This is a genomic window from Pseudolysobacter antarcticus, assembly GCF_004168365.1.
GTDB lineage: Bacteria > Pseudomonadota > Gammaproteobacteria > Xanthomonadales > Rhodanobacteraceae > Pseudolysobacter > Pseudolysobacter antarcticus.
This window is the reverse complement of the sequence record NZ_CP035704.1, coordinates 4325832-4352169: the sequence shown is the minus strand read 5'-3', so window position 1 is coordinate 4352169 and position 26338 is coordinate 4325832. Positions and strand designations below refer to the sequence as shown.

The following is a 26338-nucleotide window of genomic DNA, read 5'->3' as shown; positions in this document are numbered from 1 at the left end:
CGACGCGCCTTTTCACGCGGGCCGGATAACGCGGTGTAGCCACCGGCATGACCGAGCAAACTATCCCGACGTTGTTTCAGCGGTATGCCATCCTCGTGCTGGATCTGTTGCTGGTATTGATCGTGACGGCATACACCGCCGCGCTGTATTTTTCGCACGCTGGCGCCGCCGCAGCGCTGAACTCCGACAGCGTCATGCCGTATGTGTTGTTCGATGATCTGGTACGGCATCGCGGCCGATTCGACGCATGGGTCTTTCCCGAAGCACCATTCTGGCTGCCTGATCAATTATTGATCTGGGGTATCTACGCTGCGATCGGCAATCTGTTTCATGCGATCTATGTTTATGCGGTGATTCAAGCGGCGCTGTATTTGCTCGCTGTGCGCTGGATTTTGCGGTTGTTGCATGAGTCGCACGGGCGCATCGTCTGGCTGCTGTGGATATTGATCTGGCTTATCACAACCGCGATCGGTGCAACGGTCGAGAGCGGCTGGTTTCAGTATTTTCACAGTTACGTTTTCTTGCCGAACAACCATGCAGGCACCTATCTGGGTGCGGTGGTCGGGCTAGGTTTGTTGTTGCGCGGCCAGCGCCGCACGGATAACACGACGCTGGTTTTTCTGGCGGTGCTGAGCGTGGGCATGTTGATTTCGGATCGGCTGTTCGCGTTGCAATTCATCGCGCCGGCGTTGCTGTTGGTCTGCTTGCCCGGCGATCAGCGCTGGCGGCGCTGGCGGATAAAAATGGCGATTGTGCTCGCCTCGCTGCTACTGCTGTCCGAAGTGATCCGACGGCTGTGCGATTACAATTTTCTCGGCATCCATGCCAGCGGCGACACCGCGTTATGGCGGGGTGGCGGCGGCGCCGTGATGGTGACGCGCGACTTCGCAACATTGGCTTCGACCGATCCGGTTTCTGCGAGTTACGAGTTCATCGCGTTCGGCGCTTTGATCTGGTGCTGTGCGCGTGCGTGGCATCGGCGCAACGCGATATCGATAGTCGATGCGCAGCAAAAATTCGCAGTGCTCGGTGTGTTTGTTGCGGGCTCGATTCTGCTGCCGTTGGTGGCCGTCGTTGTGCTTGCGCGACATACCGCGTTGCGCGATTTCCGCTACGACCAAAGCCTGGCATTGTCGGGCGTGATGCTGGCGATCTTGATAACCCCGGCAGTCATTGCAGTCTGGCAAAAACGCAGCGCGCACATCATCGCCGGTGCGATTGTGGTATGTGCCGGCATCCTCGCCGCGACGATCACGCTCGAGCCCGAGCGTTTGTTCGATTTCCACACATCGCAGCTTGCGTGTATTCGTCAGGCGCAGCAAAAATATCAATTGCATTTCGGCTTCGCCCAATACTGGAACGCGATGTCGCGCATGGCGCAAATTCCCGATCTGGTGGTCGCGCCGCTGTTGCCGAATCTCAAGCCGCATGCGTATTTGAATCTCAACCTCGACTGGTTTGCACCCAGCAATAAGGCGGCGGCGCCTTCATTTGAATTTATCGAGGAAAGTGGCCTCGATCCTGCGCTGCTGGATACCGCGTTCGGCACACCCGTGGCGCGGGTGATCTGCCCAGAATCGAAGTTGCGAATTTACGCTGCCGATACCGGTCTGCTCGCACGGCTCTACCTGCGCGAGTCGTGGTTGGCCGATCGACGTTTGATTCTGTCCGGGCATACCAGCGTGCCTGCGGCGGCATGGGCGAAAATACCCGCCCAGGCGCGAGCGGATACGGTTGTCGTCGCAGGACATTACGCGATTCCCGCCGTGGTTCTCGCGGGTACGGCATACAAGACTTCGATACGGCTAGACGATTGGCCGGCGTATGGCATCCATGCGCCGACTACATTTATTGCTGGCACGCCGTTCGATGTGGCGCGCAGCAAAAATATCTGGATCGATTATCAGCTGCAGGCAAAAACGCGCGATGCCGGCTTGCGATGGAAAGTCTTCGCGCTGGATAAATCCGGCGCTTCATTGCGCACGCTCGGTAGTGGAAACCTGCCGCCGACTGCGGACGCCGATCAGCGCGAGCTCCTGAATTTTGCAACCGCACCGCAAGATACCGACGCCCTCGGCATTGAAGTTCAAGCGCGCGGCGATATCGACGCCAGGGTGTACGCGTTGGGTTGGGGAAACCCTCCCTGATATCGCGCTACCACGCCACAGTGGCGGAAAGTTTGCTGGTCAACCTCTGCATCTGCTGCCCGACTCCGGCGGGCCTGCTACCATTCGCCCATGGACGATCAAAAACCCACTACCCACTTCGGCTTTCGCGACGTTCCGGTCGAGCAGAAACAGCAGCTCGTCGGTCAGGTATTTTCCTCGGTCGCGAGCAAATACGATCTGATGAACGATCTCATGTCGTTCGGCGTGCATCGGATCTGGAAACGCTATTTCACCAGCACTAGCGGTGTGTGCGAAGGCGACAGCGTGCTTGATCTCGCAGGCGGCACCGGCGATATCGCGGCGCTGATGTTGCCGCGCGTCGGCCCGCGCGGCAACGTTGTTGTTGGCGATATCAACGGCGCGATGCTCGGCGTTGGTCGTGATCGCCTGCTCGATCGTGGCCTGCACGGCAATTTGCAGTTCGCACAACTGAATGCCGAGGCGCTGCCGTTCCCCGACAAGAGTTTCGATTGCGTCACGATCGCGTTCGGCCTGCGCAACGTCACCGACAAACAAAAAGCGCTCGGCGAAATGCATCGCGTGCTGAAGATCGGCGGACGTGTGCTGGTGCTGGAATTTTCCGAAGTGCGCGCCGAATTTCTCAAGCCGTTATACGATTTCCATTCGTTCAAGATTCTGCCGCGCCTTGGCAAACTGTTTGCCAACGATGCCGACAGCTATCAATACCTCGCCGAATCGATCCGCAAACATCCAAATCAGGCGGTGTTGAAAGGCATGCTGGAGCAAGCCGGATTTGCGCGCGTGGATGTGCGAAATTTATCGGCGGGGATAGTCGCGATTCATCGCGGGTATCGGGTTTGAACATGCTAACGTTGCGTTAGCACAATGACTCCCGAACAAGAAACTGCACGCCGCAAGAAGTTGATTAAAGCGGCACGCGCAACCCTATCAATGGAATTTGGATTGGCATTCGGTGCAGACAGGATTGCATCTGCGCTTTTTCACCTCGGCAAAGTCTACGAAGAAAAACATCCGATCTTTCGATCCTTTATCAGAGACATTCCTCTCGAAATCCCGTTTGGCCGCTCAAGGCTGTTGTGGGCGTCGGCGGCGATGCTCGCAACAGACGACAAGCTCGCGCAAGTGGAAGCGAAATATCGCCGTGAAATTCTTGAGGAATGCGTCAACGTAATCGCTTTGTATTCGAGCTAGTTTAATAACAGAGCTATTCCGGCACAGGCCATCCGCGCATCGAAACTGGCATACTTGGCATTCCATTTCTTTGGTGCCTGCCATGATTTCCCATCGTCGACTGCTCGCTGGTTTAACCAGCGTTTTGCCGCTGCTGTTTTCGCCGCTTGTATCCGCCGCTGATACGCATTCCTACGCCGAGCCGGGCAAGGTGCTTGTCACCGCGCTTGATCTCGATCTGAATGTGGCGATGGATAAGCATGTCTTGTCCGGTCACGCCGATCTGAGTCTGGACTGGAAGGACAAATCCGCGCACGAGCTGGTGCTCGACACGCGCGACTTGTCGATCGAGCAGGTCGATCTGCTCGACGCAAAGAACAAGGCCAGCTCGCTGGAATTCGAGCTCAGTGCCGCTGATCCGATCCTCGGTTCCGCGCTGCATATCGCGATGCCGAAGCAGGGCGCGAAAGTGCGCATCACTTATCACACATCGCCGAATGCATCGGGCCTGCAATGGCTGGATGCGCTGCAGACCGCGGGCAAGAAACATCCGTTCCTGTTCTCGCAATCCGAGGCGATCCACGCGCGCTCGTGGGTGCCGCTGCAGGATTCGCCAGCGGTGCGTTTCACCTACACCGCGCACATCCGCACGCCGAAAGAATTGCGCGCCGCGATGAGCGCCGACAACGATATCAATCACGCGCTCGACGGCGATTTCAAGTTCAGCATGCCGCAGCGGATTCCGTCATATCTCATGGCGCTCAGCGTCGGTGATATGGCGGTCGAAGCGACCGGGCCGCGCAGTGCGATCTTCGCCGATCCGGGCGTGGTGAAAGCCGCCGTGACGGAGTTTTCCGACACCGAAAAAATGATCGCGACCGCCGAAAAGCTGTTCGGTGCGTATCGCTGGGGTCGCTACGATATTCTCGTATTGCCGCCGAGTTTTCCGTTTGGTGGCATGGAAAATCCGCGTCTGACATTCGCCACGCCGACCGTGCTCGCGGGCGACAAGAGTCTGGTATCACTGGTCGCGCACGAACTCGCGCATTCGTGGTCGGGCAACCTCGTGACCAACGCGAGCTGGGATCACATCTGGCTCAACGAAGGTTTTACGACGTATGTGCAGGGTCGCATCGTCGAGGCGATCTACGGCCGCGATCAAGACCTCATGGAATTCCAGCTCAGCACCGACGCGCTGCGCCGCAGTTTTGCCGACGATCCGAAACTCGATCAGCACCTGGTGCCCGATCTCAAAGGCCTCGATCCCGACGATGGTTTGAGTGATGTGCCGTACACCAAGGGCGACTGGTTTTTGCGTTTCCTCGAAGCGCGATTCGGCCGTGAAGTTTTCGACCCGTTTATCCGTGGCTATTTCGATCACTTTGCGTTCCAGAGCATCACCACGCCGCAGTTCGTCGATTACCTCAAGGCCAATCTGCTCGACAAGAATCCGGGCAAGGTCAGCATGGATGAAGTCAACGAGTGGCTGCAAGGCGTCGGCATTCCGAAAACCGCGCCGGATCTGCAGGCGCCGCGCTTCAAGATCGTTGCGGCGAATCGCGACAAGTGGCTGGCCGGCACGCTCGATGCGAAAGCGTTGAACGGCAAGAAATACTCGACGCAAGAGTGGGAATATTTCCTCGATTCGCTGCCGCCGAAACTCACACTCGCACAGATGCAGCAGCTCGATGCGGCTTACGATCTCACGCATACCGGCAACGCGCCGATCGGCTTCCGCTGGTATCTGCACGCGGTGCGCAGCAACTACACGGCGGCCTACACGGCGATGCAGGCGCACATGATCCGCATCGGCCGGCGCATCCTGATCGTGCCGCTGTATGTCGAGCTCGCGAAGACGCCGGACGGTCTCGCGCTGGCGCGCAAGATCTACGCCGAAGCCAAGCCGGGATATCACCCGCTGACGCGTGCGTCGGTGGAAAAAGCATTGAGCGATACCAAGCGTTGATCTTGTGAAACGCTGATCCGTGGAACTTGCTCGTTGCATCGATGCCATGAATGTTGGGTGTCGATGCAGCGAGCAACGATCGCGAACAGGTTCTGACAAATAAGCGGAGAGTGCGATGTATCTGTTTCTCGCGATTCTGGGTTTGAGCCTGTCGGTCGGCAGCGCCGTGGCGGCGCCGCAAAAATCTGTCGCGGCGGCGAATGCGATAAATGCCGGCAGCGAATCGCCATCGCGCGAACATGCCTTGCTCGCGACGCTGGCTGATGCGCCAAGTGCGGACGAATTGCGCGCAACGATCACCAAACTCGTCGGCTTCGGCACACGCAATACACTCTCTGACACACACTCCGAAACACGTGGCATCGGTGCAGCGCGGCGCTGGGTGAAGTCGCGTTTCGCGGAGATTTCGAAAGACTGCGGCGGCTGCCTGCAACTTGTCACGCCGTCGCAAAGTTTCACCGGCAAGCGCATTCCGCAGCCGACCGAAGTGATGGATATCGTCGCGATCCAGCGCGGCACGGTCGAGCCGAATCGCGTCATCATCATCACCGGTCATCTCGATTCGCGTGTCACCGACGTGATGGACATAGAGCACGATGCGCCGGGTGCCAACGACGATGCTTCGGGCGTCGCTGCGTTGATCGAATCTGCGCGTTTGCTGAGCAAGCACAAGTTTCGTGCGACGCTGGTATTCGCCGCGTTATCGGGCGAGGAACAAGGCCTGTACGGTGGCAAGGTGCTGGCCGATTTCGCCAAGGCGCAAGGCTGGCAAGTGCAGGCCGATCTCAACAACGACATCGTCGGCAATACACGCGGTCAGGATGGCGTGATCGATACGACCACGGTGCGTATTTTTTCCGAAGGCACCAAAAGCAACGAGACCTTGGAGCAGGCAAAATACCGGCGTTATCACGGTGGCGAAGTCGATTCGCCGTCGCGCAATATCGCGCGCTACATGGCAGACTTGGCGGATCGTTACCTGACCAATTTCAAGGTGCGGATGGTGTATCGCACCGATCGTTATGGTCGCGGCGGCGATCAGGTATCGTTCCTCGAAGCGGGTTATCCGGCGGTGCGCGTGACCGAGGGGCATGAGAATTACACACGCCAGCATCAAGATCTGCGCACCGAAAACGGCATCGTTTACGGCGATACGATCGACGGTGTCGACTTCGGATATCTCGCCCATGTCACCGCGTTGAATGCGGTCACGATGGCGGCGATGGCCTCGGCACCGGTCGCGCCGACCGGCATCGATACGACGGGCGCGGTCGAGTCGGATACGACGGTGAAATGGGATGCGGTCGAGGGTGCGACCGGCTATCGTATATGGTGGCGCGACACGATCGCAGCGCAATGGCAACACAGTCGCTACGTCAGCGGCGCGACGAATGTGGTGCTGAAAAATATCGTGATCGACGACTGGTTTTTCGGCGTGAGCGCGGTGTCGGCAGACGGTTATGAAAGTCCGATCGCGTATCCGGGCGACGCCGGCAGTTTCTGACCTCGCCATCGATAAACGACTTCGGGAAAATAAAATGCGCTGGCTGAAATTGCTGATCTGGTCGTTGTTTATCGTCGTCGTGGTAATCGCGCTGACGCTGTTTTCGCTGTACGAATTTGCACCTGGCACCTTATTCAAATGGCAGGGCATGGCGCAGTCGATGATGGCGGGATTGCACAAGCAGCACATCAAGATCGGCGATCACGATTGGGTTTATCTCGAAGGCGGCGAAGGTCCGCCAGTCGTGCTGCTGCATGGTTTCGACGCGAACAAAAACGTGTGGGTCGGCTTCGCTCGCCAGTTGTTGCCGAACTACCATGTCGTGATTCCAGACCTGCCCGGCTGGGGCGAATCGACGCGGCTCGACAGCGCCGATTACGGCATCGCCGCGCAAGCCGCGCGGCTCAGTGAATTTGTCACCGCGCTGAAACTGCCGGCGGTAAACATCGCGGGTAACTCGATGGGCGGACACATCGCCGGCATTTTTGCTGCGCGCTATCCGCAACAGGTGGCGAGCCTCGCCTTGCTCGACAGCGCTGGCGTGCATTTCAAGCCGAACGATTTTGCGCGGCGCGTGTATGCCGGCGAAAATCCGTTCAATGTCGATACGCCGCAACAGCTCGATGCGTTGCTGGCGTTGGTGTTTGCGCATCCGCCGCAGATTCCGGCCGGCATCAAGCAGGAAATCGTTGCGCGCAATATAGCCTCGCATGCGTTTTTCCAGAAGGTGCTCGATCAGATCGGCAAGGGCGATTTGGCCTTCCTGCTCGAAAACGAACTCGGCAAAATTCAGGCGCCGACGCTCATCATCTGGTGCCGCGCCGATCAATTGCTCGACGTGTCATCGGTCGAGGTATTGCAGAAAGGCCTGGCGCATTCGCAGACCGAATTGTTCGAGGGCTGCGGGCATGTGCCGATGATGGAATTGCCACAAGCCACGGGTCATCGTTATCGCGGTTTTCTGCAGGGCGGCAGCAATCCGATCAACACCGCGCCGCAACGCTGAGCGGCGCTATCGGCTTCACCGCGCGCCGCGAATACGCTCAATGAAATTCCGTGCCGTTGCGAAAAATGATATCGGTATTGCCCGATTCGATTGCGCCGAGATCGACTAGTCCGCTCAGCGTGCGCAGGTAACCTTTGCCGCGCTGATCGGTGATGGTGCCGCTGACAATTTGCGCGACACTGCCGACGCCGATCACGGGGCTTCCGAGCAGTGCGGTGTGACTTAGATCCGGCCCACCATGCTGCGCCAGCGCCGATAATTTCGGATCGGCGCGCAGCGCAAAGTGCGTGCCGTTCGCGCCATCACACGCGTTCGCTGCGCTCGCATCGGTCTGCAGCAGACTCGTGGCATTGGCCGTGATCGTGCCGCCGTCGTTGTAGCAATCGCTGCTGCCGGTATTGCTGCCGACGATGGTGTTGCTCAAACTGATCTTGCCGACCGTGGTGCCGTTCGGATCGACGAACGAACCGATATCGATGCCCGCGCTGCGCGGTGCGCTATTCGCCGCGATCGTGACATTGGCCAGACTCACGCCGGTGGCCGCATCGCCGAGGCCGCCGCCGCGCACGCCGGCGTGATTCGTCGAAATCGTGCTGTTGTTGATGCTCAGAATCACCGGGCCGTTGACGCCGACGCCGCCCGCTGAATCGGCTGCGGTATTGTTGTAGATCGCGCTGTCGCTGATGCTCGATGGGCTCGCCGAAAATCCGGTTTCACTGCCGATGCCGATACCACCGGCGTTGCCTGACGCGAGGTTCGCCGCGCGTAGCGTCGGCACGCTGCAAGTATTGTTGGCGATACGGCTGCGACGAATATCGACGCTCGTGGCGAGCGCCGCGATACCGCCGCCGCCGGTGCCTGCGGCGGTATTGTTCTCGATGATCGAATCCAGAATCGACACCGAGACGCAGATGTAACAGCCGATGCCGCCGCCGCCGCTGATAAAACCCGGATCGATATTTCCCGGCGCTTGCTGATTGCCGTTGATGCTGGAACTTTGCACGCTCAGATAACCGATCTCCATCGCCACGCCGCCGCCGTAAAAAACCGCCGAGTTGTTGCTGATCTGGCTGTTGCTGATATTCAACGTGCCGAGCGCGAGGATGCCGCCGCCGGAACCGGTCGCGGTGCTGTTGCTCAGCGTGACGTTGTTCAAGGTCAGCGTGGTATCGATGCCGACACCGTTGGCGTAGCCATAGGAAAAAATCCCACCACCGAGGCCGGCATTGTTGCCGCTGGAATCCGTCACCGCGACGATCTTGCCGTTGCGCAAGGTCAGATCATTGAGCTGCACGGTAATGTGCTGCGAGCCGCTGAGGCTGCTGCCGTCGATCTGCATGATGCGGAAATTCGGCGTGCCGGCGGCGTTCGAACGCTCGATGATCGCATTGTTGCCGTTGATAATCAGCGTGTGTGGGCTGCTGTAGATCGGCAGCGCGTTGCCGAGCGTATCGCTGCCATACGCGGTCGGCGCCGTGATCGTGTACAGACAACCCGCGGGCAGGTTGACGGTGTTGTCCTGCGCATTGCCGTTGGCCGTGCCGAGCATGCTGAATAGCGATCCGTTGCTGCAGGTCGGATTGAAAATTGCCGCGTGCGAAATCGGCACGCAGAAAAATCCGGCGATGGCGATCAGCGATAACGCGTCGCGGTGAAGACGTTGTTGCATGAGTCGGTTTCCTCCAAGAAGACGATGAAAGATTCAGAGCTGAAGTGAAGCGCGACAGACGCCGGATGGGCGTCGTGATCGGATCAGAATCAGTGTTGACCGACGCCGCTGAGTTGCGTCCAGTTCTGGTTCGAACCAACGTTCGGATTGAAGCTCGGGTCGCTGGTGTTCTGGTAATGGCCGTTGCCATCGCTCCAGTGATACGTGTCGTTGTACGAATGCGCCGACTGGCCCGTGCTCGACGACGGATCGTTCATGCGCTCGGTGCCGCGCACGTAATCGTCGAACGTAAAACCGTCGCCGCCGGATGATGGTGACGCGGCTGCCGCGCTGCGTGCATTCGACGCCACGCGATTCGCATCGAACGATTTCAGCCAAGCATTGCTCTGCGCGGAAATCGCCGCGCTACGGCGGCCGGCCGCGGCAATCTGCGCATAGTTGTTGGCCATGCTGCGATTGAAGTTCTGCACGATCTGCGCGATCACGTTCTTGCGCGCGTCCTGCCACGCCGGATTTGGAATCGCCGAGGCCACGATGTGATTCAGCACCGGATAAACATTTTCAAGCGTGCCGCGACGCGCGCCCATCGAGTGCACAAGAAACAGGCCGCGGTGGTATTCCCACATGCGCCCGACCGGCGAATCCGACGGGATGTTTTCCTGCGCGCCGAGAAAGCCGTAGAAATCCTCATCGACCGCTTCGCCGTTTTCTTCGTAGCGAATCCGCACCAGCAACGAATCGCCTTTGGCCTGCTGATGCGCCATCGATTGCGCCAGATTCGGGATCACTTTCGCGCCGACAATCTGCAGATTTTTCTTGCTGCCGCGATACGTGCCGATCACGAACCGGCGCATCGCTTCCTCGATCGTGATGTTCGGATAATGAATCAGGCCGAAGCTGCGCGTACCGGGTTGCTGGCGCGTGTTGACACTGAGCCACGAGAAAATCTCGATCGGAAAATTCTCCACCCACGCCGAATGATCCGGCGCCTCGAAACGTGAGTGGCCGCGCGTCGGGTTGTTGCCGTCGTTCATGTCCCAATCGATGCTGGATTGCGTCTTCCAGCCTTGCGGCACCGCAAGTGTGACGGCGATCATGCCGTTCATGCGCGGATCAACAATGTCGTAGCGCACGTAGTTGACATCAGGTTGCATAGCCGATGTATCGCTGATTTTGGTCGTGCCCGGGTTTACTGCAGCCGACGCCGCAGCCGACGCATCATTCACCGACGTGCGCGTGGTCGTGGATATGCTGGCGACTTGCGCGGAACTTCCTGCCGCCGTCGCTGGGTTATCCGTGCCACAACCGGCCAGTAGCAAACTCGACACCAAGCCAGCGAATGACAAGAAAAAACGTGTATTGATCATGTGCGGAACTCCTGCAGAGCGGTGCGCAGATTGCATAAGCGTGGGCTGTCTGCCTGCATCAAGACGGGTGAAGGCGAGCTTGAGCGGCTTGTTCACTGGATGCGTAAAACGGCGCCGACAAGTCTCATCGATGCGAGATTGATTTTCGAAAAGTGCGTTGCCGCCAATTTCACAATCAATGAAATAGCGCCGCGCGCGCTTGCGTATCAGGCGCGCTAGAATTCCCGCTGGGATGCGCCCAGCGCGAATTGACAGGGAGTTGCGAGGATGCAAAAAAACAAATGGACGGGCGTCGCCGTTGCGACCTTGATCATGCTCATGGCTGGATACGAATGGGGCAAACTGCGCGTGCAACCGGCGATGGTCAGCGTAGCGCCCGATGCGGCGCATGTGAAATTCGATGCGACAATAGCGCCACTCGAAGCGCGTGACGGCTGGCAAAAAATCGTCGCTCAACACAGCTCGCAAGTGCAACGTGGCATGGCTCCGGGCGCAAGCGCGGCGACGCGGACGGAGTTGCCTTCAGGCCCGTTCGGCCGCAATGTCGCCAGCCTTGAACAGCTCGCGGATGCGGGCAACGCCGATGCCGCCTACGCGCTCGCGCAAGACTTTCGTGCCTGCCAATATTTTGTGCCGCCGAAGAACGCAGCCGAGGTCGAGCGCGGCGCAGAAGAGCGAACCGTGGCGCAATTCGAAGCCACCGATCAGCTGATCGATCAACTCAAGATCACCGCGAAGAAGCAACGCGGCGACCTTGGCGATATTCCAGAGATTCCGGTGAAACCCGTTTATCAGGAAAATCTTGACGCCGCGCAGCAGCAGATAAGCCGTTGTACCGGCGTGGATAGTCGCGATGCGAAAAACTGGAAGGATTGGCAAACGCGCGCGACCGAGTTGGGCAACCGGGATGCGCAGCTGGGTTATTGGCTAGTCATGCTGCAAGACGCCGATGTCACCAGGCCTGCAGATCTTGTGCGGCAAAAACAGCTCGCCATCACGGCGTTGCAGAGCGCTCTCTCTGCCGGAGATCCGCGCGCATTGGCTGCCATTGGTGAAGTATTGGACGATGGTTTGTTTGCCGAACCGAATGAGTTTCTGGCTTACGCTTATTTCCATGCAGCGTCGCAGGTGCCTTACGCCGCCATCGGCACGTTGCCGTGGGTCGGAAATCATTTCATGACGACGTTGAATTATGGCAGCACGACCGAGGGATATTTTCAGCAACATCTGAGTCATACCGGCGCCGGTTTGAGCCCGATACAACAACTCGCTGCGCAGCAACTCGGCATCGAATTGTTCGCGCAATGTTGTCGCGGGAATATCCGATGAAACGCATGCTGCTGTCGCATCCTGTGTCCTGGATCGTGCTGTTGTTGTGCGCCGCATTGGTGGTTGGGCTGGTGCTGGGGCATAGCTACGGCCAGGACGTTGCTGCGGCGAACGCAGTGCCGGTCGCGAGCACGAAGTTACCGGCGAATTTGTCTTTTTCGCCTGATCAACGCGCAGCCGTTGCCGCGAAATCAAAGCCGACATTTGTTTCGGTGGATGTGAGCAAGTTGAGCGGCAAGGAGTTTCTCAACGAGTTGCCGACACTGGAAACGCTGGCGCGCAATGGCGACATGGATACCCTGCGTGGCCTGTATCGTCGGCTTGATTCCTGTGCCAATTTCAGCAGACTCCCGGATGAAGAAATAAACCATATTGAAGACCAGAATTATCGGCAGCGGCGTGTAGTAGCCAAGCAGATTCTTGCCCAGTATCTTGATGGTGAGGTGGGTCATTCGATGGACGAAGAAACGCTGAAACACGAGCATGAAAAAGCGCTTGAACAAGCTTTTGATCAGCGCGATTTGTGCACTGCGTTGACGCCACGACAAATCGATAGCCGCCTGGACTGGATGCGACTTGGCCTAGAGCAGCATGATCGCAAAACGATTTTGGACGTCACAACATTTGGCACATCGGTGACGCGAGGCGTCGAGCGGGTACGTAATGCGGAACAGTTGATCGAGCTTGAAGAAATCGAGCAGGTGGCTTTGGATGGTCTGATCGAGGTCGGTGATCGCGATGCTTTGCATGCCGCCATACGCGCGTATGGCGCCGACTTTTCCGGCGTGCTGCAGCAGGATTCGGTATTGGGCTATACCTACGCCTTCGTAGCATCGCTCGCGAGTAGTGCAGAGGGCGAAGATCAGCAGCGCAACTATCTGCAACAGATGGAGAGTTTCGCTAATGGCTATAATTTTATCGCGCCGCTTTCACCGCAGCAGATCGCCGATGCCCGAGCCAAAGGTTTGCTGCTATTTCAGCGATGCTGCGAAAAAAAGCCCCATTGACCGGCGAAAATCGAGAGCTGATTTTTGAACGCTGAGTGATATGCGACCATATTGCTTGAGGCAACCGATTCTGATCGTGGCGTTGGATAGAAGCCGCGCATTGACGCCATTCGGACGGGTTACTGCACAAACTCGACGGCACAGGCGGCACAGACGTAACATCGCCGCATCCCGACAATGATGTCGGCTGGAGGCAACGTGGAAGATCAGGCTGCTGCGCCGATCACGGCTTTGCTGCAACGTTGGCATGAGGGCGATGCTGATGCCGGTGACGCCTTGTTGCCGATGGTGTATGCGCAGTTGCGCGCCATCGCTCGGCGCCAGCTCGGGGCCGAGCGGATCGGCCATACGCTGGTGCCGACCGAGCTCGTGCACGAGGCGTATCTCAAGCTCAGCGATGGACAGCGCCCCGACAGCGCGAATCGCGTGCATTTTTTTGCGCTCGCCGCGCGTGCGATGCGCCAGGTTTTGGTCGATCACGAACGCCATCGTCGCGCCGACAAGCGCGATGGCGGCGAGCGCGTGACGTTGTCGTCATTGAATGTCGCCGATCCGCAGCAGAACATGGATCTGCTCGCGCTCGACGAAGCTTTGAACGCGCTCGAAGCCTTCGATGCACGCAAGGCGCGCGTGATCGAATTGCGCGTGTTCGCCGGGCTGGATTTTGCCGAGGTCGCCGAGGTGCTGGATATTTCGCGCGCGACCTTGGCGCGAGATTTCCGCGTCGCGCGGGCGTGGTTGTATCGCGCGTTGGATTTGCCGATTCCCGCACTCGATCCATGAACGACGCCTATCGTGCAATGTCTGTGTTCGAGCAGGCGTTGGATCTGCAGCCTGCCGCACGCGCCGATTTTCTCGATGCCGAATGCGCCGGCAACAACGCCTTGCGCAAAGAGATCGAGGCGCTGTTGCGCGCCGATGTGGCGTCCACGGATTTCCTCGCGCAGCCACTGACCGGCAACACCGATCGCAGCGGCGAACGGCTCGGTTCGTATCGGCTGCTGCAGTTGATCGGCAGCGGCGGCATGGGCAGCGTGTATCGCGCCGAGCGTGCCGATGGCGCGTACAGCAAACCCGTCGCGATCAAGTTGTTGTTGTACGACGCTGGCGATTTGCGCACGCGGTTTGCGCTCGAACAGCGCATCCTCGGTGCGCTCAGTCACGCGCATATCGCCAGCCTGCTTGACGTCGGCAACGACCAGAATGGCGCGCCGTATCTGGTGATGGAATACGTCGAGGGTGCGCCGATCACGGTGTATGCGAAACAGCATGCGCTGGATGTGCGGACGCAGCTGCAACTGTTCCTGAAAATTCTCGATGCGGTGCAGACCGCGCATAGCCAGTTGGTCGTGCATCGCGATATCAAGCCGAGCAACGTGCTCGTGGATACACACGGCGAACCCAAGCTGCTGGATTTTGGTATCGCCAAGCTGGTTGGCGACAGCGTGCCGAGTACCACGCGCACCGGCCTCGGCCCGCTCACGCCGGAATACGCCAGCCCCGAACAAGTGCGCGGCGAACCACTCGGCACGGCCTCGGATATCTACTCGCTCGGCGTGTTGCTGTATGAACTTGTGACCGGCGCGCGGCCGTATCGCATCACCGATACGCGGCCCAGTGCGATCGAACGTGTGGTTTGCGAAACCGATCCGCCACGCCCGAGCACGCAGATGCAAACGCGCCAGCTCGGCGGCAGCGCACGCGATCTCGATGCGGTGATTCTCAAGGCGTTGGCGAAACAATCGACACGGCGTTACGCCAGTTGTGCGACGTTTGCAGAAGACCTGCGCCGCTGGCTCGATGGCGAAGAAGTGCTGGCGCGACAGCCGCCGTGGAGCGAGCGCACGACGCGAATTTTACGTCGCTACAAACTCGCGGTTTCGGTCGCGACGGCGGCGACTCTGGCACTGTTGCTCGGCAGCGTATTTGCGTTGTGGCAGGCGCACGAGGCGAGCATCGCGCGCGATCGCGCCGAGCGCATCAACGTGTTCCTGCAGGATATGCTCGGCGCCACCGATCACGGCAATCTCGGGCGCAATGCCAAGCTCGGCGATATTCTCGATAGCGCGCGGCGCAATGCCGATCACGTGCTTGTCAACGATCCGCCAACGCGTATCGCGACCGAACTGACCTTGGCGAAAACCTATGTCACCCTTGGCGATCTCGACAACGCGCGCGAAGCCGCGCAGTCCGCACTCACGCTCGCCGAGCAAAACAATCTGGACGAAGCCGCGCTGGAAACGCGCATCGTGCTCGGTTATATCCTCGCGCACCGCGGCGATTTTACTGAGGCAGAAACCGTGCTTGTCAGCGCGCGCGCGCAGGCGCTCAAAACCGGTACGCCACGCCAACGCGGCGACAGCGCGGCGCAACTCGGGTTTCTCGAAACGCGTCGCGACAATGCCGCGGCGGCGCAGCGCTGGCTCGAAACGGCACTGGAAGAAACGCCGACCGAACTGATCGAGTCACGCGCTGCCGCGATGAACGATCTCGCCGTGGTGCAGGATTCGCGCGAGGATTATGCAGGCGCGCTGCTCACGATTCGGCAAGGCGTGGCGCTGCTGCGTGATGCCTTTCCGCTCGGCCATCCGCTGCTCGCACAGTCGCTCGGTAACCTTGCCACGGTGCTCGATGATTCCGGCGATCATGCCGCTGCGTCGGCGCAATACGACGAAGCGCTGAAGATGAAGATCGAACTGCTCGGCGAAAACCATTTTAGCGTGGTCAGCACCCTGAGCACCTTGACCTGGCGCAGCGTCCAGCAAAAAGACACAACCGCCGCGCTTGGCTATGGCGCGCGCGCCTGGGCCGCCGCGAAAACTTTGTCCAGCGACAATCCGCAAATCAGCTACGCCGCGATCACCTACGCGCAGGCCCTGATGCAGGCAAACCGCCCACGCGAAGCGTTGCCGCTGGCCGAAACCGCGTTGAAGATGCGCAAGGCCAAACTGCCGCCCGACGATATTTATCTGATCAATACCGAAAGCGTGCTCGGGCTGGTGCAAGCGCAAGCCGGTGATGTCGCCGCAGGCGAGGCATTGGCGCGCTCGGCCTACGAGCGGCAACTTGCCAAGCTCGGTGAAAAGCATGTGTTGACGGTGGCGGCGAAGCAGCGTGTTGATCAGGTCGTCGGGCTGAGGATGCCTGTGCCAAAGACATGAAGCCATATCCGCGATCGAATGAATATACTTCTTCCGCTCCCTTCCATGCTTGCACTTAGATCAAGCCATGAACAATACGATGTCATACAAAAGCTATACCGCAAGTATGAGCTTCGATGCCGAAGATAAGATCATCGTGGGTCGGGTGCTGGATATCGACGACATCATCTCGTTTCACGGGGAGTCGGTGACCGAGTTTGAAACCAATTTCCGCATGGTGGTAGACGATTATATTTCCGCCTGCGAAAAGCTCGGCGCCGCCCCCGAGAAGCCTGCGAGCGGCAAGCTCATGCTCAGGGTTGCGCCGAATGTACATGCGGCTGCGTTGAAGGCTGCCGCACGCAGTGGTGTGAGTCTGAACAAGTGGGCAGAGCAGGCGTTGAGCGCAGCGAGTCGCAAGGCTTCGGGCCAGAAACAAACGCGAGGTCAAGCAGGTACGCCGTGATGACATCGTTCAAGCTGGTTGCAATCGGGCGTCACTATTTTTACTGCGTTGTTCTGTATTAACTCAAACGGTAGCTCTATCTGCAATGAGTTGTATCCTGCGAATTTCTGCTCCTTCCGTGGAAGTGATGCTATCGCGAATGGTATTAAAGCCATATCGGATTGAGAATGGTGTTGCGCATTTTTATGTGAGTGAAGCAGGCTTTGACGATCTCGCTGCACAGGTAAGTGGCGCAATCGAATTTCTTCGCGCTAATACGGCGGAACTTCGGCTGATGATCAGTGAAAACGGTGCGAGCGGCGTGCTGGATTTTGCGATTGAATGGCGGGATGTGGCAGTTCAGTACGACCGATTTCCCGCAGACTTGGTTAGTGCAGCGGGTAGTCTCGGTCTTGCGCTGGAACTCTCGCACTATCCCGCAGCAACAAGGTAGCGCCCGCGAGCATGGTCTCGGCACCAACGTCGAGATCAGCACTACCCAACACACCGCCTGATTTCCTCGAACATTTTCAGCGCGCGCATGATCGATCGCGTGCCGTTTGAGTTCGGTGGTGTTGGTTATGATTTGCGCGAGACTCTCGGTGATGGCGTGACGCAGTTCGGCACCTTCGCGACCCTCTGGATCGCTCCGCCGCTCGCGGGCTACAGCGCAGTTGTTCCGTTCACCGGATCTGCGATCCGGTTGGGCGGGTAAGGATTCAAAACGCAACAACGCGAGATGAAACCTTATCACGGCACGGTGTTTTTACGGCTCGCGGCTGGGGCTTTATGCCGGCCCCATCGCCGCAAGATCGCGCCTTGCGGCATCCAGCCATTCGCTTTCCTTGCGGCGATAATATTTCGGTGCGACTTTTTCGCGCTTGAGCATTTCCTGAAAGACGTCACGCGCTTCGCGAAACCGTTCGCGTTTTTTCAGCAGCGCGCCATAGCGATAACGCGCTTCTTCGCCGGGATAACTGGTCGCAAGCACGGCGTATTCGTTGAGCGCGGCGTCGGTGTCGCCGAGTTCATCGAGGCTGCGCGCGTAAAGCAAATGCCCGTCGCTGGAACGGAAATCCGGATTGCTCTTGATTAGGCTTTCGAGCGTTGCGCGGGTGCCGGCGAAATCGCGCTGACCCGCCTGCGCCTGCGCGAGGCCGAGCATGAATTGTGGATCGTCGGCGTAGATGCCGGTGAGGCAGCCGCGGAACAAATCGGCGGCGTTGGCGTAGTCGCCGAGGCGCAGACATTCCATCGCGAGGGCGCGGCGATTTTCCACTGTGCCCGAGAGTTCGAGCTTCTGCGCGATCACGCGTTTCTGACGCTCGGGATCGATCTTGTGCAACACGTTGCGCGCGACGGCACGACCACGCGGATCGTTGCGCAGATCGGGAATCACCGCGGCGATCACATACACGATCACGGCAATGTAGGAGCCGATGAACAGCAACCACAGCCACGGCTGCGTGCGACCGCTGCGCACCGCGTGCACGCCGCAGGCAACCTGCAGGACGATGGAAATGATGAGAAGTATCGGCACGGGCACAAGTTCTGAGAGCAGGCGCGACATGCTGCCGCGAGTGGCGATGTGACGCAAGCGTTGCATGAGTGCTCGTCATTCCCGACTGCGCGAGAATGACGAGCGGAGTCATGCGATCAATCAGTGCTTGGCGGCCGGCGCCGGTGCCGCATTCTTCATTGACTCTTCGCGCACGGCGCGGAATTCACTGTCGGCATTCCACTGCGGCCACGACGTTTCGCTGCTGAGGCGTCGACCGATGGCGTAAAACGCCTGCAGATCCTCGATCGTGCCGCTCACGTCCCAGTTCGGCGAATATTCGTCGCTGGGTTTGTGGTAACGATTGCGCGTGTAGTCCTCTGCTGCCGCCTTGCCCGCGGCTTCACCGCCGTCAACCAGATCGAAACCGGCATGCGCGTACAACACCGGTACGCCTTTCTTGGCGAAATTGAGCTGATCGGAGCGGTAGAAATAACCTTTCTCCGGTTCGTATTCACCGACGACAACGCGGTTTTGCGCGCCCGCCGCATCTTTCAAATACTGATCCATCGCGGAGTTGCCGAAACCCACGACGGTGAAATTGTGCGAGCGGCCCATTACCGGCAGCGCGTCCATGTTGATGTCGGCGACGGTCTTGTTGAGCGGAATGGTTGGATGCGCAGCGAGGTATTGCGAACCGATCAGGCCGGATTCTTCCAGCGTCACGGCGGCGAACAATACCGAACGTTCGGGTTTCGGTTCCTGATGCGCAAACGTCTCGGCAATTTCCAGCAAACCAGCGACGCCGGTGGCGTTGTCGATGGCGCCGTTGTAAACACGATCGGTGCCGGTGAAGCTGGTGCCGAGGTGATCCCAGTGCGCGGTGTAGACGATGGCTTCGTCGGGATGCGTGCTGCCGGGTAGCAGTGCGAGCACGTTTTTCGACGTCGTGTTACGGATGTTGCTCTTCAACGACACCGACAGTTTTGCCTTCAATGCGGTCGCCTTGAAGCCGCGAAGATCGGCACTGCGCTTGAGGTCATCGAAATTCAGACCAGCCTTGCTGAACAGGCGTTGCGCTGATGGCGTGGTTAGCCAGCCGGCGAGCGGCAGACGTGGTTCGGGATCGACGCTCGCAGGCAACGCGAGATGCGGACCGGCCCAACTGTTCACGACGACTTCCCACGGATACGCTGCGGCATCGGTGTCGTGCACGATCAGCGCGGCGGCGGCGCCCTGACGCGCGGCCTCTTCGTATTTGTAGGTCCAGCGACCGTAATAAGTCATGGTCGGGCCTTTGAACAACGCCGGATCCTTGTTGCCCCAACCCGGATCGTTGACCAGCACGATCACGGTTTTGCCTTTCACGTCGAGGCCAGCGTAATCGTTCCATTGGTATTCCGGCGCGATCACGCCGTAGCCGACAAACACGATATCGCTGTCGGTGACGGTGGCCTTAGGAATGCCTTGCAGCGTACCGACGATGGCATCGGTGCGATACGCAAAATTTTCTTCGCCCGCATCGGTTTTCACGTGCAGCGCGACTTTGTCCGGATCGAGCAGCACGGTTTCGGTCATCGGCACATCCTGGAAAAAACTGTCGCCGTTGCCGGGTTTGAGGCCGAGGCGCTCGAACTGCTGCTTCAGATACGCGATGGTCAACTCCTCACCCTTGCTGCCGGGTTTGCGGCCGCCGAATTCATCCGATGCCAGCGTTTTTACATGCGCGATAAAATCGCCAGCGGAGATTTCCGGCACGAATACGTGCGCAGCTTCAGCCGCAGGCTTTGTCGCTGTGGCAGCGGTTTGTGGCGCGTCCGCAGCTTGCTGCTGACAGGCAGCAAGCAAAAGTGCGCAGGCGCTGGCGAGACAAGCGCGGGTTAGCATCGAACGGTGCATCGGGATTCCCTACAGTCGTGACAAGCGGTCGATTGTAGGGAGTGAATGGCATCGCGGCTAGCGTGACTATTGGCCTAGGCCGAAGTCGCGCGGCGCGCCGATCGGTTTCGCTGCAAGCGCGTGGGAAATATTCAAAAGCGCGTTGGCCGATATCGAAATCCGCTAGCGAGCCGCGGTTTGCGCAATGCGTGCCAGCTCGAGCGCACGCTCCAGCGCCGGATCGCGCAAGTTCGTGTAATCGTCGAAGGAATAACCGACATGGATATCAGGATCGAACGTCGCCACATGCATCGGGTAGAAATACATGACCCAAAAACATCCTGGTTCGCTGGAGCACGAATGCGAATAGTCGTGCAGCCCGGTCGCGAAGCTCAGACGCAGCTTTGAATTCGGCAAGGTCATCGCGCCGCCTTCTGCCCACATGCGAATGCGATCGCCGACCATTTCGCCGATTACGGTGACCTTGCCGCCGCCATGCTCCTTGGCCAGCGCCAGACTCACGTTGCCGGCGGAAAACGTCCATGCGCTGGTCAGCACGTAGATATGCTCGACCGAATCCGCGAGCTTGGTAAGGTTCTTCATCAGTGCAGCGGTGGTCGTGAAATTGCCACCTTCGTTCATGCGCAGATCGAGCACGATACTGCGCGGACGGTGGCTGGCGATTTCGTTTTTGACGTGCGCGACGAATTCGCCGATCAGATGGCCGGGTTCGTCTTCGTTACTGCGGAATTGCACATAATAAACGCCCTTGTCGGCCCAGTATTCGGAGCGGAAAGGGGTGGCATAGTCGCGCAGAAAAATCGGCAGCTGCGCATCCGTCGGCAGCAATGCGGCCCAGTCCGCGGGTTCGTTCTCGATCCGTTGCGGCGAAAGATATTGGTTCGATTCGGCGTGCGGCGCATCGGCATCGGGCGGCTCGGCGACGATCGTCGCTTCGTATTCCGAACCGTCGGGCGCCACCACACGCAAACTCACGCGATCCGCTGCGGATGCGATTCCCGCCGCCTGCAACAGCTCTGGTGATTCCAGAAAAAACACCGCAGCGAACTGATCGTAATGATTACGCGGGCCGCCAAAAAATTCGAACATGCGATCGGCGACTTCGTTTATCGCATGGCCATCTATCGCCACGACCTTTGCGCCGAGCAACTGTGCGCAGGCCGGACGCGCGCGCAGCACGCGATAACCGTCGTCGAAACGATACAGATGGCACGGCAGGTGATTGCGACTGCGCGAAAGCGGCCCCGTGCTGACGCGCGAATGGCCGTTGTCGGCGAGCGCGACCATGCGTTCGATCGCCAGGTCGAACTGCGCGGGTGAGAAAGATCCGGCCTTGGCCTGATATTCCGTGAGCAGGCGCCCGGCGTGCTCACGGGCGGCTGGGGTGTAGCTGCGATTGAGGTCGAAGTAATTCTTGAAGTACTCGAAATCCTGCCGCTGTGCCATCGCCGTATCCTGCGCCGGCGGAAAATTCGCCACAGGAGCTTCAGGATAGAACGTGCGAACAAACGCGAAGACGAGCAGGGCCGCGCCCGCAAGCAACAGCGTCAGAATGGGTGCGGTGATCCAAATCGCGAGACTGTAGCCACGTTTCATCAGTTTCCTCGGGAATTTTCGGCGTCAGCCACAGGCAAGCATGTGCATGATCGCGTGTCTGTTGGCAGATGGCTTGTTACGCACGGCCTCGCTCGGTTGCCACGTCACGGGCCGTGCAGTTTTCCGATTACGAATAATTATTCAATCGGCAGGCGAATCACCGGTGAAGGATACCGGCGTGGCGCCTTCGATCTTGTCGACATTGGCCGAGCTGCTCACGTACAACTCGACTTCGCGGTGGAAGGTGAGGCCGCCTTGTACGGTCGCGTGCGGACCGATCACGATGCGCGGTTTTTTCTCGATGCCGAAATTGAACCAGCCGCTGCTCGGTTTTTTCACGAGCAAGCCGCCTTCGAGTCGGCTGTCGGCGCCGATGGTCACGCCGCCGGAAACTGTTTCAATACCACCGCCGACATGCGCGGCTCTCAGCTTGATGCCGCCGTTGACATTGGATACACGGCCCGCAACATCGCTGCCCTGACCGAGCGAGATCGAGCCGTTCACCGCCTCGACCGTTTTGCGCACCTTGGTCTGCTCGCCGATCACGATGCCACCGTTGACCGTTTCGACCGTGTCGAGATCAGTTTGCGCGCCGATATCCACCGCGCCGTTGACCGTCTCGGCGCTGCTTACATGCGCGCCATCGGCGACATGGATGCTGCCGTTGACCGTGCTGAGTTTGCCTGCAGTCTGGCCGGCATCGACATGGATGCTGCCGTTGACCTTGTCGATATCGCCATTGTCATGGCTGCTCGCCGTGGCGAGCAGGGGCAGGCTCAGGGCGAGGCCGAGGATCAAGCGCAAGGCGTTTTGCGAGGGAGTGTTGTACATGAAAGATCTCCTGAAGAATGGTGCAAGACGACGTCGTCTGGATATTTCGATGCGCCGCGCGATGGAAACGTTTAGTGGCGATCGCCAATCGACTCGTCGTGCGGCGAATAGAGACAGCCACGTGCGCCACGGTTGCATCGTGCAACACAATCATTCTTGCGGAATATCTGAGCACGAACCTCAGCAACAGTTTCCATGCTGCCGCAGTTTGTACTGAATGTATGCACAAGGCCGCGCGCAGCTCCGTGCGAACGCGTTCGTGCCACCTGCCATGCCGGCGCGCATGTCGTACACTCTGCCTCTTTGCGAGCGCCGGTGCGCCCGCGCTTAACCGTGAATCCGACTGATGAATACTGCTGCTGATACGCGACCCAAACCGGTGCTGCTGCTGATCCTGGATGGCTGGGGCCAGCGCGATGATCCGCAAGATAATGCGATCGCGCAGGCGAATTGTCCGCACTGGCGCGAGCTGCTCGCGAGCTATCCGCATACGCTCGTGAACACGCATGGCGTGCATGTCGGCTTGCCGGATGGGCAGATGGGAAATTCCGAAGTCGGGCACATGAATATCGGCGCCGGACGCATCGTTTATCAGGATCTCACGCGCATCGATGCGGCCATCGTCGATGGCAGTTTCTACAGCAATCCCGCGCTGCTCGGTGCGTGCGCCGCGGTTGAAAATGCCCAACAAACGCTGCATGTTTTTGGCCTGCTCTCGCCGGGCGGCGTGCACAGCCAGGAAGACCACATTCTAGCGATGATCGATCTTGCCGCGCGCGCCAAAGTTGCGCGTATCGCTGTGCATGTTTTTCTCGATGGCCGCGATACGCCACCGCGCAGCGCCGAGGTGAGCCTGCACAAATTGCAGGCGAAATGCGATGCCACGCGCGGCGCATTTATCGCGAGCGTCAGTGGGCGTTATTACGCGATGGATCGCGACCAGCGCTGGGATAGAGTGCAACTTGCCTACGACGCAATCGCCGCAGCGCAATCGCCGCAGCACGCCGACAACGCGATCGATGCTTTGCATGCGGCGTATGCTCGGAACGAGAACGACGAGTTCGTCACACCAACTGTCATCAAGAATGGTGCGCGCGTCGACGACGGCGATGCGATCGTGTTCATGAACTATCGCTCGGATCGTGCGCGCGAACTCAGCCAGGTTTTTGTCGCGCCGGATTTCAAAGGCTTCATACGTTCGCGTTCCATCAAGCTCGCCGCGTTTGTCACGCTCACCGAATACAGCGTCGACCTGCCGGTGACCGGCATCGCGTTCGGGCCACAATCGATGCACAACAGCTTGCCGGAATATCTCGCCGACCTCGGCCTGAAACAATTGCACATCGCCGAGACCGAAAAATTTGCGCACGTCACATTCTTTTTTGCCGCTGGACGCGAGCAGCCTTTCCCTGGCGAACAACGCATTCTGATTCCAAGCCCCAAGGTCGCGACCTACGATCTGCAGCCGGAAATGAGCTGCCCCGAACTGACCGAAAAACTTGTCGCGGCAATCCACGGCGGCGAGTTCGATTTCATCGTCTGCAATATCGCCAACCCGGATATGGTCGGCCACAGCGGCATCCTCGCCGCCGCAATCAAGGCGGTAGAAGCAGTCGATGTTGCGCTCGGAAAACTGACCGCGGCGATTCTCGCCGTCGGCGGCGAAATGCTGATCACCGCCGATCACGGCAACCTCGAACAGATGGTCGATGCCAATCATCAGCCGCACACGCAACACACGGTCGGCCCGGTGCCGCTGGTGTATGTCGGGCGTCGCGCCACGCTCAAACCCGGTGCGCTTAGCGATCTCGCACCGACCGTGCTCGGCCTCATGAATTTGCCGGTACCGCCGGAAATGACTGGGCACAATCTCGTGCAGTTGAGCCACTGAAGCGGCGTTCGCGCGTGTCTGTCTTTTGCGTTCGGTTGCTCATCGCGCTGCTGCTGGCCTGCGCTTTTTGCACGGCGTATGCCGCCGATGACGAAGCGGGCAAACATGCAAATCAGGAAGCCGAAGCGAAGCAGAAACTCGATCAGGTGCGCGGCGAGATCAAGAAAATCAGTGACACGCTGAAGGCCACACAAGCGCAGCGCGACGATGCGACCAAGGCGGTGCGTGAGCAGGAATTGAAAATCGCCGCCGCGGTAAAAGAGCTGCGCGAGCTCGATGCAAAAATCCTCGCGCAAGGCGGCGAACTCGGCAAACTCGAAAGTCAGCGCAGTGCGCTCAACGAAAAACTCAAGGCACAGCGCGATGCGCTCGCGGCATTGCTGCGCTCGGCGTACGCGCTTGGCCAGAACGAAGAATTGAAACTGCTGCTGGCGCAGGACGACATCGACAAGCTCGCTCGCGTGCTGGCCTATCACCATTATTTCGAGCGCGCGCGAGTCGAGAAAATCGAAGGCCTGTTGAAGGATCTGCAGCAGCTCGCCGATGTGCAGACCGCGATCGAAAAACAGACCGAGGCGCTGAAAATTTCACGCGCCGCGCGTGCCGATGATGCGACCAAATTGCAGCAGGATCGCAGCGAGCGCGAAAAACTTTTGACCGAACTGGATGCCACGCTGAAGGACGAGCAGAGCCGCTTGAACGCGCTCGGCAAGGATGAAAAAGGTGTGCTCGACCTGCTCGAAAAACTGCGCGATATTTTTGCCGACATCCCGAAACAGCTCGCGGGCGCCGAACCGTTCGCCGAGCTCAAGGGCAAGCTGGTCTGGCCCGTGCGCGGCAAGATCGGTGCGGCGTTCGGTGCCAACGACGATAGCGGTCGCGGCAGTCACGGCATCGTGATCGCGGCAACCACCGGCGCCGAAGTCCATGCGGTATCGCACGGCCGCATTGCCTACGCCGACTGGCTGCGCGGCTTCGGCCTGTTGCTCATCGTCGATCACGGCGACGGTTACCTCAGTCTGTACGGCTACAACGAATCCTTGCTCAAGGACGTCGGCGACTGGGTCAACGCCAACGAAGTCATCGCCACCGCCGGCAACAGTGGCGGACGCAAAACGCCCGGCGTGTATTTCGAGCTGCGTTATCAGGGCAAGCCAATGGATCCGCGCGGCTGGCTCAGCGCGGCGTCGCGCTAGGACTTTCGTGGAATCGTGTTTCGCAACGCATGAGGAGGTTTGACCGTGGATCAGTTCAGTTATCTTTCCGTGCTGCTTTCGCTGATCGTCGGACTGGCGATTACCCAGATCCTGAAAGGCTTTCGTGGCATCGTGCTGTCGCGGACGCGGGTGCTGGTGTATTGGCCGACGCTGGCCTGGGCCGCGTTGCTGCTATTGATGAACGTGCAAAGTTGGTGGGCGATGTTCGGCCTTCGCGCTGTCCAGGTCTGGACGTTTGCCGGATTCCTGGTGGTGCTGTCGCAGACGATCGTGCAATACATGCTCGCCGCCATCGTATTCCCGGATTTTTTTGGCGACGAGACGATCGACTTGCGCGCGCATTACTGGGCCCATACACGCTGGTTTTTCGGTTTGCTGATCCTCGTGTTGCTCAACAGCCTGGCGAAGGATCTTGTGCTCGCGGGGCACTTTTCCGATCTGTCGAACTTTTTATTCCACGCGTGTTTCCTGTCGGCAACGGCTAGCGCAATGCTTACGCGCGCAGAGACGTATCACAAACTGCTACCGGTGCTCGCCACGGTGATTTTCGGCGCGTATATCGTCATGCTGTTTGCGCGCCTGCATTGATTGCTGCGGTGTTGCGTCGTGTCGGCGAGAGGTTTTTGCTCGCGCCATCGCGCCGCATATTCTTG

22 protein-coding genes are annotated in these 26338 nt (G+C 59.1%); 16 read left to right on the top strand and 6 right to left on the bottom strand.

The genetic code is table 11. The features are described from left to right. The first annotated feature begins 47 nt into the window (after positions 1 to 47). The 6 genes from ELE36_RS18685 to ELE36_RS18660 all read left to right on the top strand — a co-directional run bounded on the left by ELE36_RS18685 (position 48) and on the right by ELE36_RS18660 (position 7796). Positions 48 to 2147: a hypothetical protein gene (locus ELE36_RS18685; RefSeq protein WP_129835995.1), complete on the top strand. Its 2100-nt coding sequence runs from the start codon at positions 48 to 50 to the stop codon at positions 2145 to 2147. A gap of 90 nt (positions 2148 to 2237) precedes the next feature. Beyond that, positions 2238 to 2990, top strand: a complete 753-nt coding sequence (gene ubiE, locus ELE36_RS18680) for a bifunctional demethylmenaquinone methyltransferase/2-methoxy-6-polyprenyl-1,4-benzoquinol methylase UbiE (protein WP_129835993.1) — start codon at positions 2238 to 2240, stop codon at positions 2988 to 2990. A gap of 24 nt (positions 2991 to 3014) precedes the next feature. Then, a complete protein-coding gene (locus tag ELE36_RS18675) occupies positions 3015 to 3341 on the top strand; it encodes a hypothetical protein (RefSeq protein WP_129835991.1) in 327 nt (108 codons plus the stop codon). Positions 3342 to 3423: 82 nt separating this feature from the next. After that, on the top strand, positions 3424 to 5286 hold the full coding sequence (locus tag ELE36_RS18670) for a M1 family metallopeptidase (RefSeq protein WP_129835989.1): 1863 nt from the start codon (positions 3424 to 3426) through the stop codon (positions 5284 to 5286). Positions 5287 to 5401: 115 nt separating this feature from the next. Further along, a complete protein-coding gene (locus ELE36_RS18665) occupies positions 5402 to 6790 on the top strand; it encodes a M20/M25/M40 family metallo-hydrolase (RefSeq protein ID WP_129835987.1) in 1389 nt (462 codons plus the stop codon). Positions 6791 to 6824: 34 nt separating this feature from the next. Continuing rightward, a complete protein-coding gene (locus ELE36_RS18660) occupies positions 6825 to 7796 on the top strand; it encodes an alpha/beta fold hydrolase (protein WP_165371692.1) in 972 nt (323 codons plus the stop codon). Between the two features lie 37 nt (positions 7797 to 7833). Here the strand turns inward: ELE36_RS18660 and ELE36_RS18655 are convergent, their stop codons facing one another. Both ELE36_RS18655 and ELE36_RS18650 read right to left on the bottom strand, forming a co-directional pair. After that, positions 7834 to 9465 carry a choice-of-anchor Q domain-containing protein gene (locus ELE36_RS18655; RefSeq protein ID WP_129835983.1) on the bottom strand — a complete coding sequence of 544 codons (1632 nt, stop codon included), beginning with the start codon at positions 9463 to 9465 and terminating at the stop codon, positions 7834 to 7836. Positions 9466 to 9554: 89 nt separating this feature from the next. Beyond that, positions 9555 to 10832 (bottom strand): hypothetical protein, encoded by a 1278-nt coding sequence (locus ELE36_RS18650; protein WP_129835981.1) that lies wholly within the window; start codon positions 10830 to 10832, stop codon positions 9555 to 9557. 267 nt (positions 10833 to 11099) lie between these two features. On the opposite strand from ELE36_RS18650, the gene ELE36_RS18645 reads away from it, so the two are divergent. The 7 genes from ELE36_RS18645 (at position 11100) to ELE36_RS20430 (ending at position 17468) form a co-directional block, all read left to right on the top strand. Next, positions 11100 to 12161 carry a hypothetical protein gene (locus ELE36_RS18645; protein WP_129835979.1) on the top strand — a complete coding sequence of 354 codons (1062 nt, stop codon included), beginning with the start codon at positions 11100 to 11102 and terminating at the stop codon, positions 12159 to 12161. 59 nt (positions 12162 to 12220) lie between these two features. After that, on the top strand, positions 12221 to 13168 hold the full coding sequence (locus ELE36_RS18640) for a hypothetical protein (protein WP_129835977.1): 948 nt from the start codon (positions 12221 to 12223) through the stop codon (positions 13166 to 13168). Between the two features lie 198 nt (positions 13169 to 13366). Then, positions 13367 to 13951 (top strand): ECF-type sigma factor, encoded by a 585-nt coding sequence (locus ELE36_RS18635; protein WP_207215819.1) that lies wholly within the window; start codon positions 13367 to 13369, stop codon positions 13949 to 13951. Then, positions 13948 to 16329: a serine/threonine-protein kinase gene (locus ELE36_RS18630; protein ID WP_129835973.1), complete on the top strand. Its 2382-nt coding sequence runs from the start codon at positions 13948 to 13950 to the stop codon at positions 16327 to 16329. The genes ELE36_RS18635 and ELE36_RS18630 overlap by 4 nt, the downstream gene beginning before the upstream one ends. A 67-nt stretch (positions 16330 to 16396) precedes the next feature. Then, positions 16397 to 16774 (top strand): type II toxin-antitoxin system HicB family antitoxin, encoded by a 378-nt coding sequence (locus tag ELE36_RS18625; protein WP_129835971.1) that lies wholly within the window; start codon positions 16397 to 16399, stop codon positions 16772 to 16774. A gap of 85 nt (positions 16775 to 16859) precedes the next feature. After that, positions 16860 to 17207, top strand: coding sequence for a hypothetical protein (locus tag ELE36_RS18620; RefSeq protein WP_129835969.1), 348 nt, complete (start codon positions 16860 to 16862; stop codon positions 17205 to 17207). Between the two features lie 87 nt (positions 17208 to 17294). After that, the gene (locus ELE36_RS20430; protein ID WP_165371691.1) at positions 17295 to 17468 is read left to right on the top strand and encodes a hypothetical protein; all 174 of its coding nucleotides are present in this window, start codon (positions 17295 to 17297) and stop codon (positions 17466 to 17468) included. A 72-nt stretch (positions 17469 to 17540) separates the two neighbouring features. Here ELE36_RS20430 and ELE36_RS18615 read toward each other — a convergent pair whose 3' ends face one another. From ELE36_RS18615 to ELE36_RS18600, 4 genes are all read right to left on the bottom strand, one after another. Next, positions 17541 to 18359: a tetratricopeptide repeat protein gene (locus ELE36_RS18615; RefSeq protein ID WP_340642619.1), complete on the bottom strand. Its 819-nt coding sequence runs from the start codon at positions 18357 to 18359 to the stop codon at positions 17541 to 17543. A gap of 54 nt (positions 18360 to 18413) precedes the next feature. Then, positions 18414 to 20150 carry a M28 family metallopeptidase gene (locus tag ELE36_RS18610; RefSeq protein WP_129835967.1) on the bottom strand — a complete coding sequence of 579 codons (1737 nt, stop codon included), beginning with the start codon at positions 20148 to 20150 and terminating at the stop codon, positions 18414 to 18416. A 162-nt stretch (positions 20151 to 20312) separates the two neighbouring features. After that, positions 20313 to 21746, bottom strand: coding sequence for a hypothetical protein (locus tag ELE36_RS18605; protein WP_129835965.1), 1434 nt, complete (start codon positions 21744 to 21746; stop codon positions 20313 to 20315). A gap of 141 nt (positions 21747 to 21887) precedes the next feature. Further along, the gene (locus ELE36_RS18600; protein ID WP_129835963.1) at positions 21888 to 22577 is read right to left on the bottom strand and encodes a DUF4097 family beta strand repeat-containing protein; all 690 of its coding nucleotides are present in this window, start codon (positions 22575 to 22577) and stop codon (positions 21888 to 21890) included. A 346-nt stretch (positions 22578 to 22923) separates the two neighbouring features. Here ELE36_RS18600 and gpmI point away from each other — a divergent pair, with 346 nt between their 5' ends. The 3 genes from gpmI to ELE36_RS18585 are packed head-to-tail and all read left to right on the top strand — an operon-like array spanning position 22924 to position 26273. After that, positions 22924 to 24468 (top strand): 2,3-bisphosphoglycerate-independent phosphoglycerate mutase, encoded by a 1545-nt coding sequence (gene gpmI / locus ELE36_RS18595; protein WP_129835961.1) that lies wholly within the window; start codon positions 22924 to 22926, stop codon positions 24466 to 24468. A 14-nt stretch (positions 24469 to 24482) separates the two neighbouring features. Then, complete coding sequence (locus ELE36_RS18590; RefSeq protein WP_165371690.1) at positions 24483 to 25664, top strand: murein hydrolase activator EnvC family protein; 1182 nt, start codon at positions 24483 to 24485, stop codon at positions 25662 to 25664. 45 nt (positions 25665 to 25709) lie between these two features. After that, complete coding sequence (locus ELE36_RS18585) at positions 25710 to 26273, top strand: hypothetical protein (RefSeq protein ID WP_129835958.1); 564 nt, start codon at positions 25710 to 25712, stop codon at positions 26271 to 26273. Positions 26274 to 26338 lie beyond the last annotated feature (65 nt).

Excerpts from the sequence above, each read along its gene's own strand:
- ELE36_RS18605 (WP_129835965.1), bottom strand. The coding sequence starts at position 21,746 with ATGAAACGTGGCTACAGTCTCGCGATTTGGATCACCGCACCCATTCTG.
- ELE36_RS18670 (WP_129835989.1), top strand. The coding sequence starts at position 3,424 with ATGATTTCCCATCGTCGACTGCTCGCTGGTTTAACCAGCGTTTTGCCG.
- gpmI (WP_129835961.1), top strand. The coding sequence starts at position 22,924 with ATGAATACTGCTGCTGATACGCGACCCAAACCGGTGCTGCTGCTGATC.
- ELE36_RS18650 (WP_129835981.1), bottom strand. The coding sequence starts at position 10,832 with ATGATCAATACACGTTTTTTCTTGTCATTCGCTGGCTTGGTGTCGAGT.
- ELE36_RS18615 (WP_340642619.1), bottom strand. The coding sequence starts at position 18,359 with ATGCAACGCTTGCGTCACATCGCCACTCGCGGCAGCATGTCGCGCCTG.
- ELE36_RS18610 (WP_129835967.1), bottom strand. The coding sequence starts at position 20,150 with ATGCACCGTTCGATGCTAACCCGCGCTTGTCTCGCCAGCGCCTGCGCA.
- ELE36_RS18685 (WP_129835995.1), top strand. The coding sequence starts at position 48 with ATGACCGAGCAAACTATCCCGACGTTGTTTCAGCGGTATGCCATCCTC.
- ELE36_RS18665 (WP_129835987.1), top strand. The coding sequence starts at position 5,402 with ATGTATCTGTTTCTCGCGATTCTGGGTTTGAGCCTGTCGGTCGGCAGC.
- ELE36_RS18625 (WP_129835971.1), top strand. The coding sequence starts at position 16,397 with ATGAACAATACGATGTCATACAAAAGCTATACCGCAAGTATGAGCTTC.
- ELE36_RS18675 (WP_129835991.1), top strand. The coding sequence starts at position 3,015 with ATGACTCCCGAACAAGAAACTGCACGCCGCAAGAAGTTGATTAAAGCG.
- ELE36_RS18660 (WP_165371692.1), top strand. The coding sequence starts at position 6,825 with ATGCGCTGGCTGAAATTGCTGATCTGGTCGTTGTTTATCGTCGTCGTG.
- ELE36_RS18630 (WP_129835973.1), top strand. The coding sequence starts at position 13,948 with ATGAACGACGCCTATCGTGCAATGTCTGTGTTCGAGCAGGCGTTGGAT.
- ELE36_RS18645 (WP_129835979.1), top strand. The coding sequence starts at position 11,100 with ATGCAAAAAAACAAATGGACGGGCGTCGCCGTTGCGACCTTGATCATG.
- ELE36_RS18620 (WP_129835969.1), top strand. The coding sequence starts at position 16,860 with ATGAGTTGTATCCTGCGAATTTCTGCTCCTTCCGTGGAAGTGATGCTA.
- ELE36_RS18600 (WP_129835963.1), bottom strand. The coding sequence starts at position 22,577 with ATGTACAACACTCCCTCGCAAAACGCCTTGCGCTTGATCCTCGGCCTC.
- ELE36_RS18655 (WP_129835983.1), bottom strand. The coding sequence starts at position 9,465 with ATGCAACAACGTCTTCACCGCGACGCGTTATCGCTGATCGCCATCGCC.
- ubiE (WP_129835993.1), top strand. The coding sequence starts at position 2,238 with ATGGACGATCAAAAACCCACTACCCACTTCGGCTTTCGCGACGTTCCG.
- ELE36_RS20430 (WP_165371691.1), top strand. The coding sequence starts at position 17,295 with ATGATCGATCGCGTGCCGTTTGAGTTCGGTGGTGTTGGTTATGATTTG.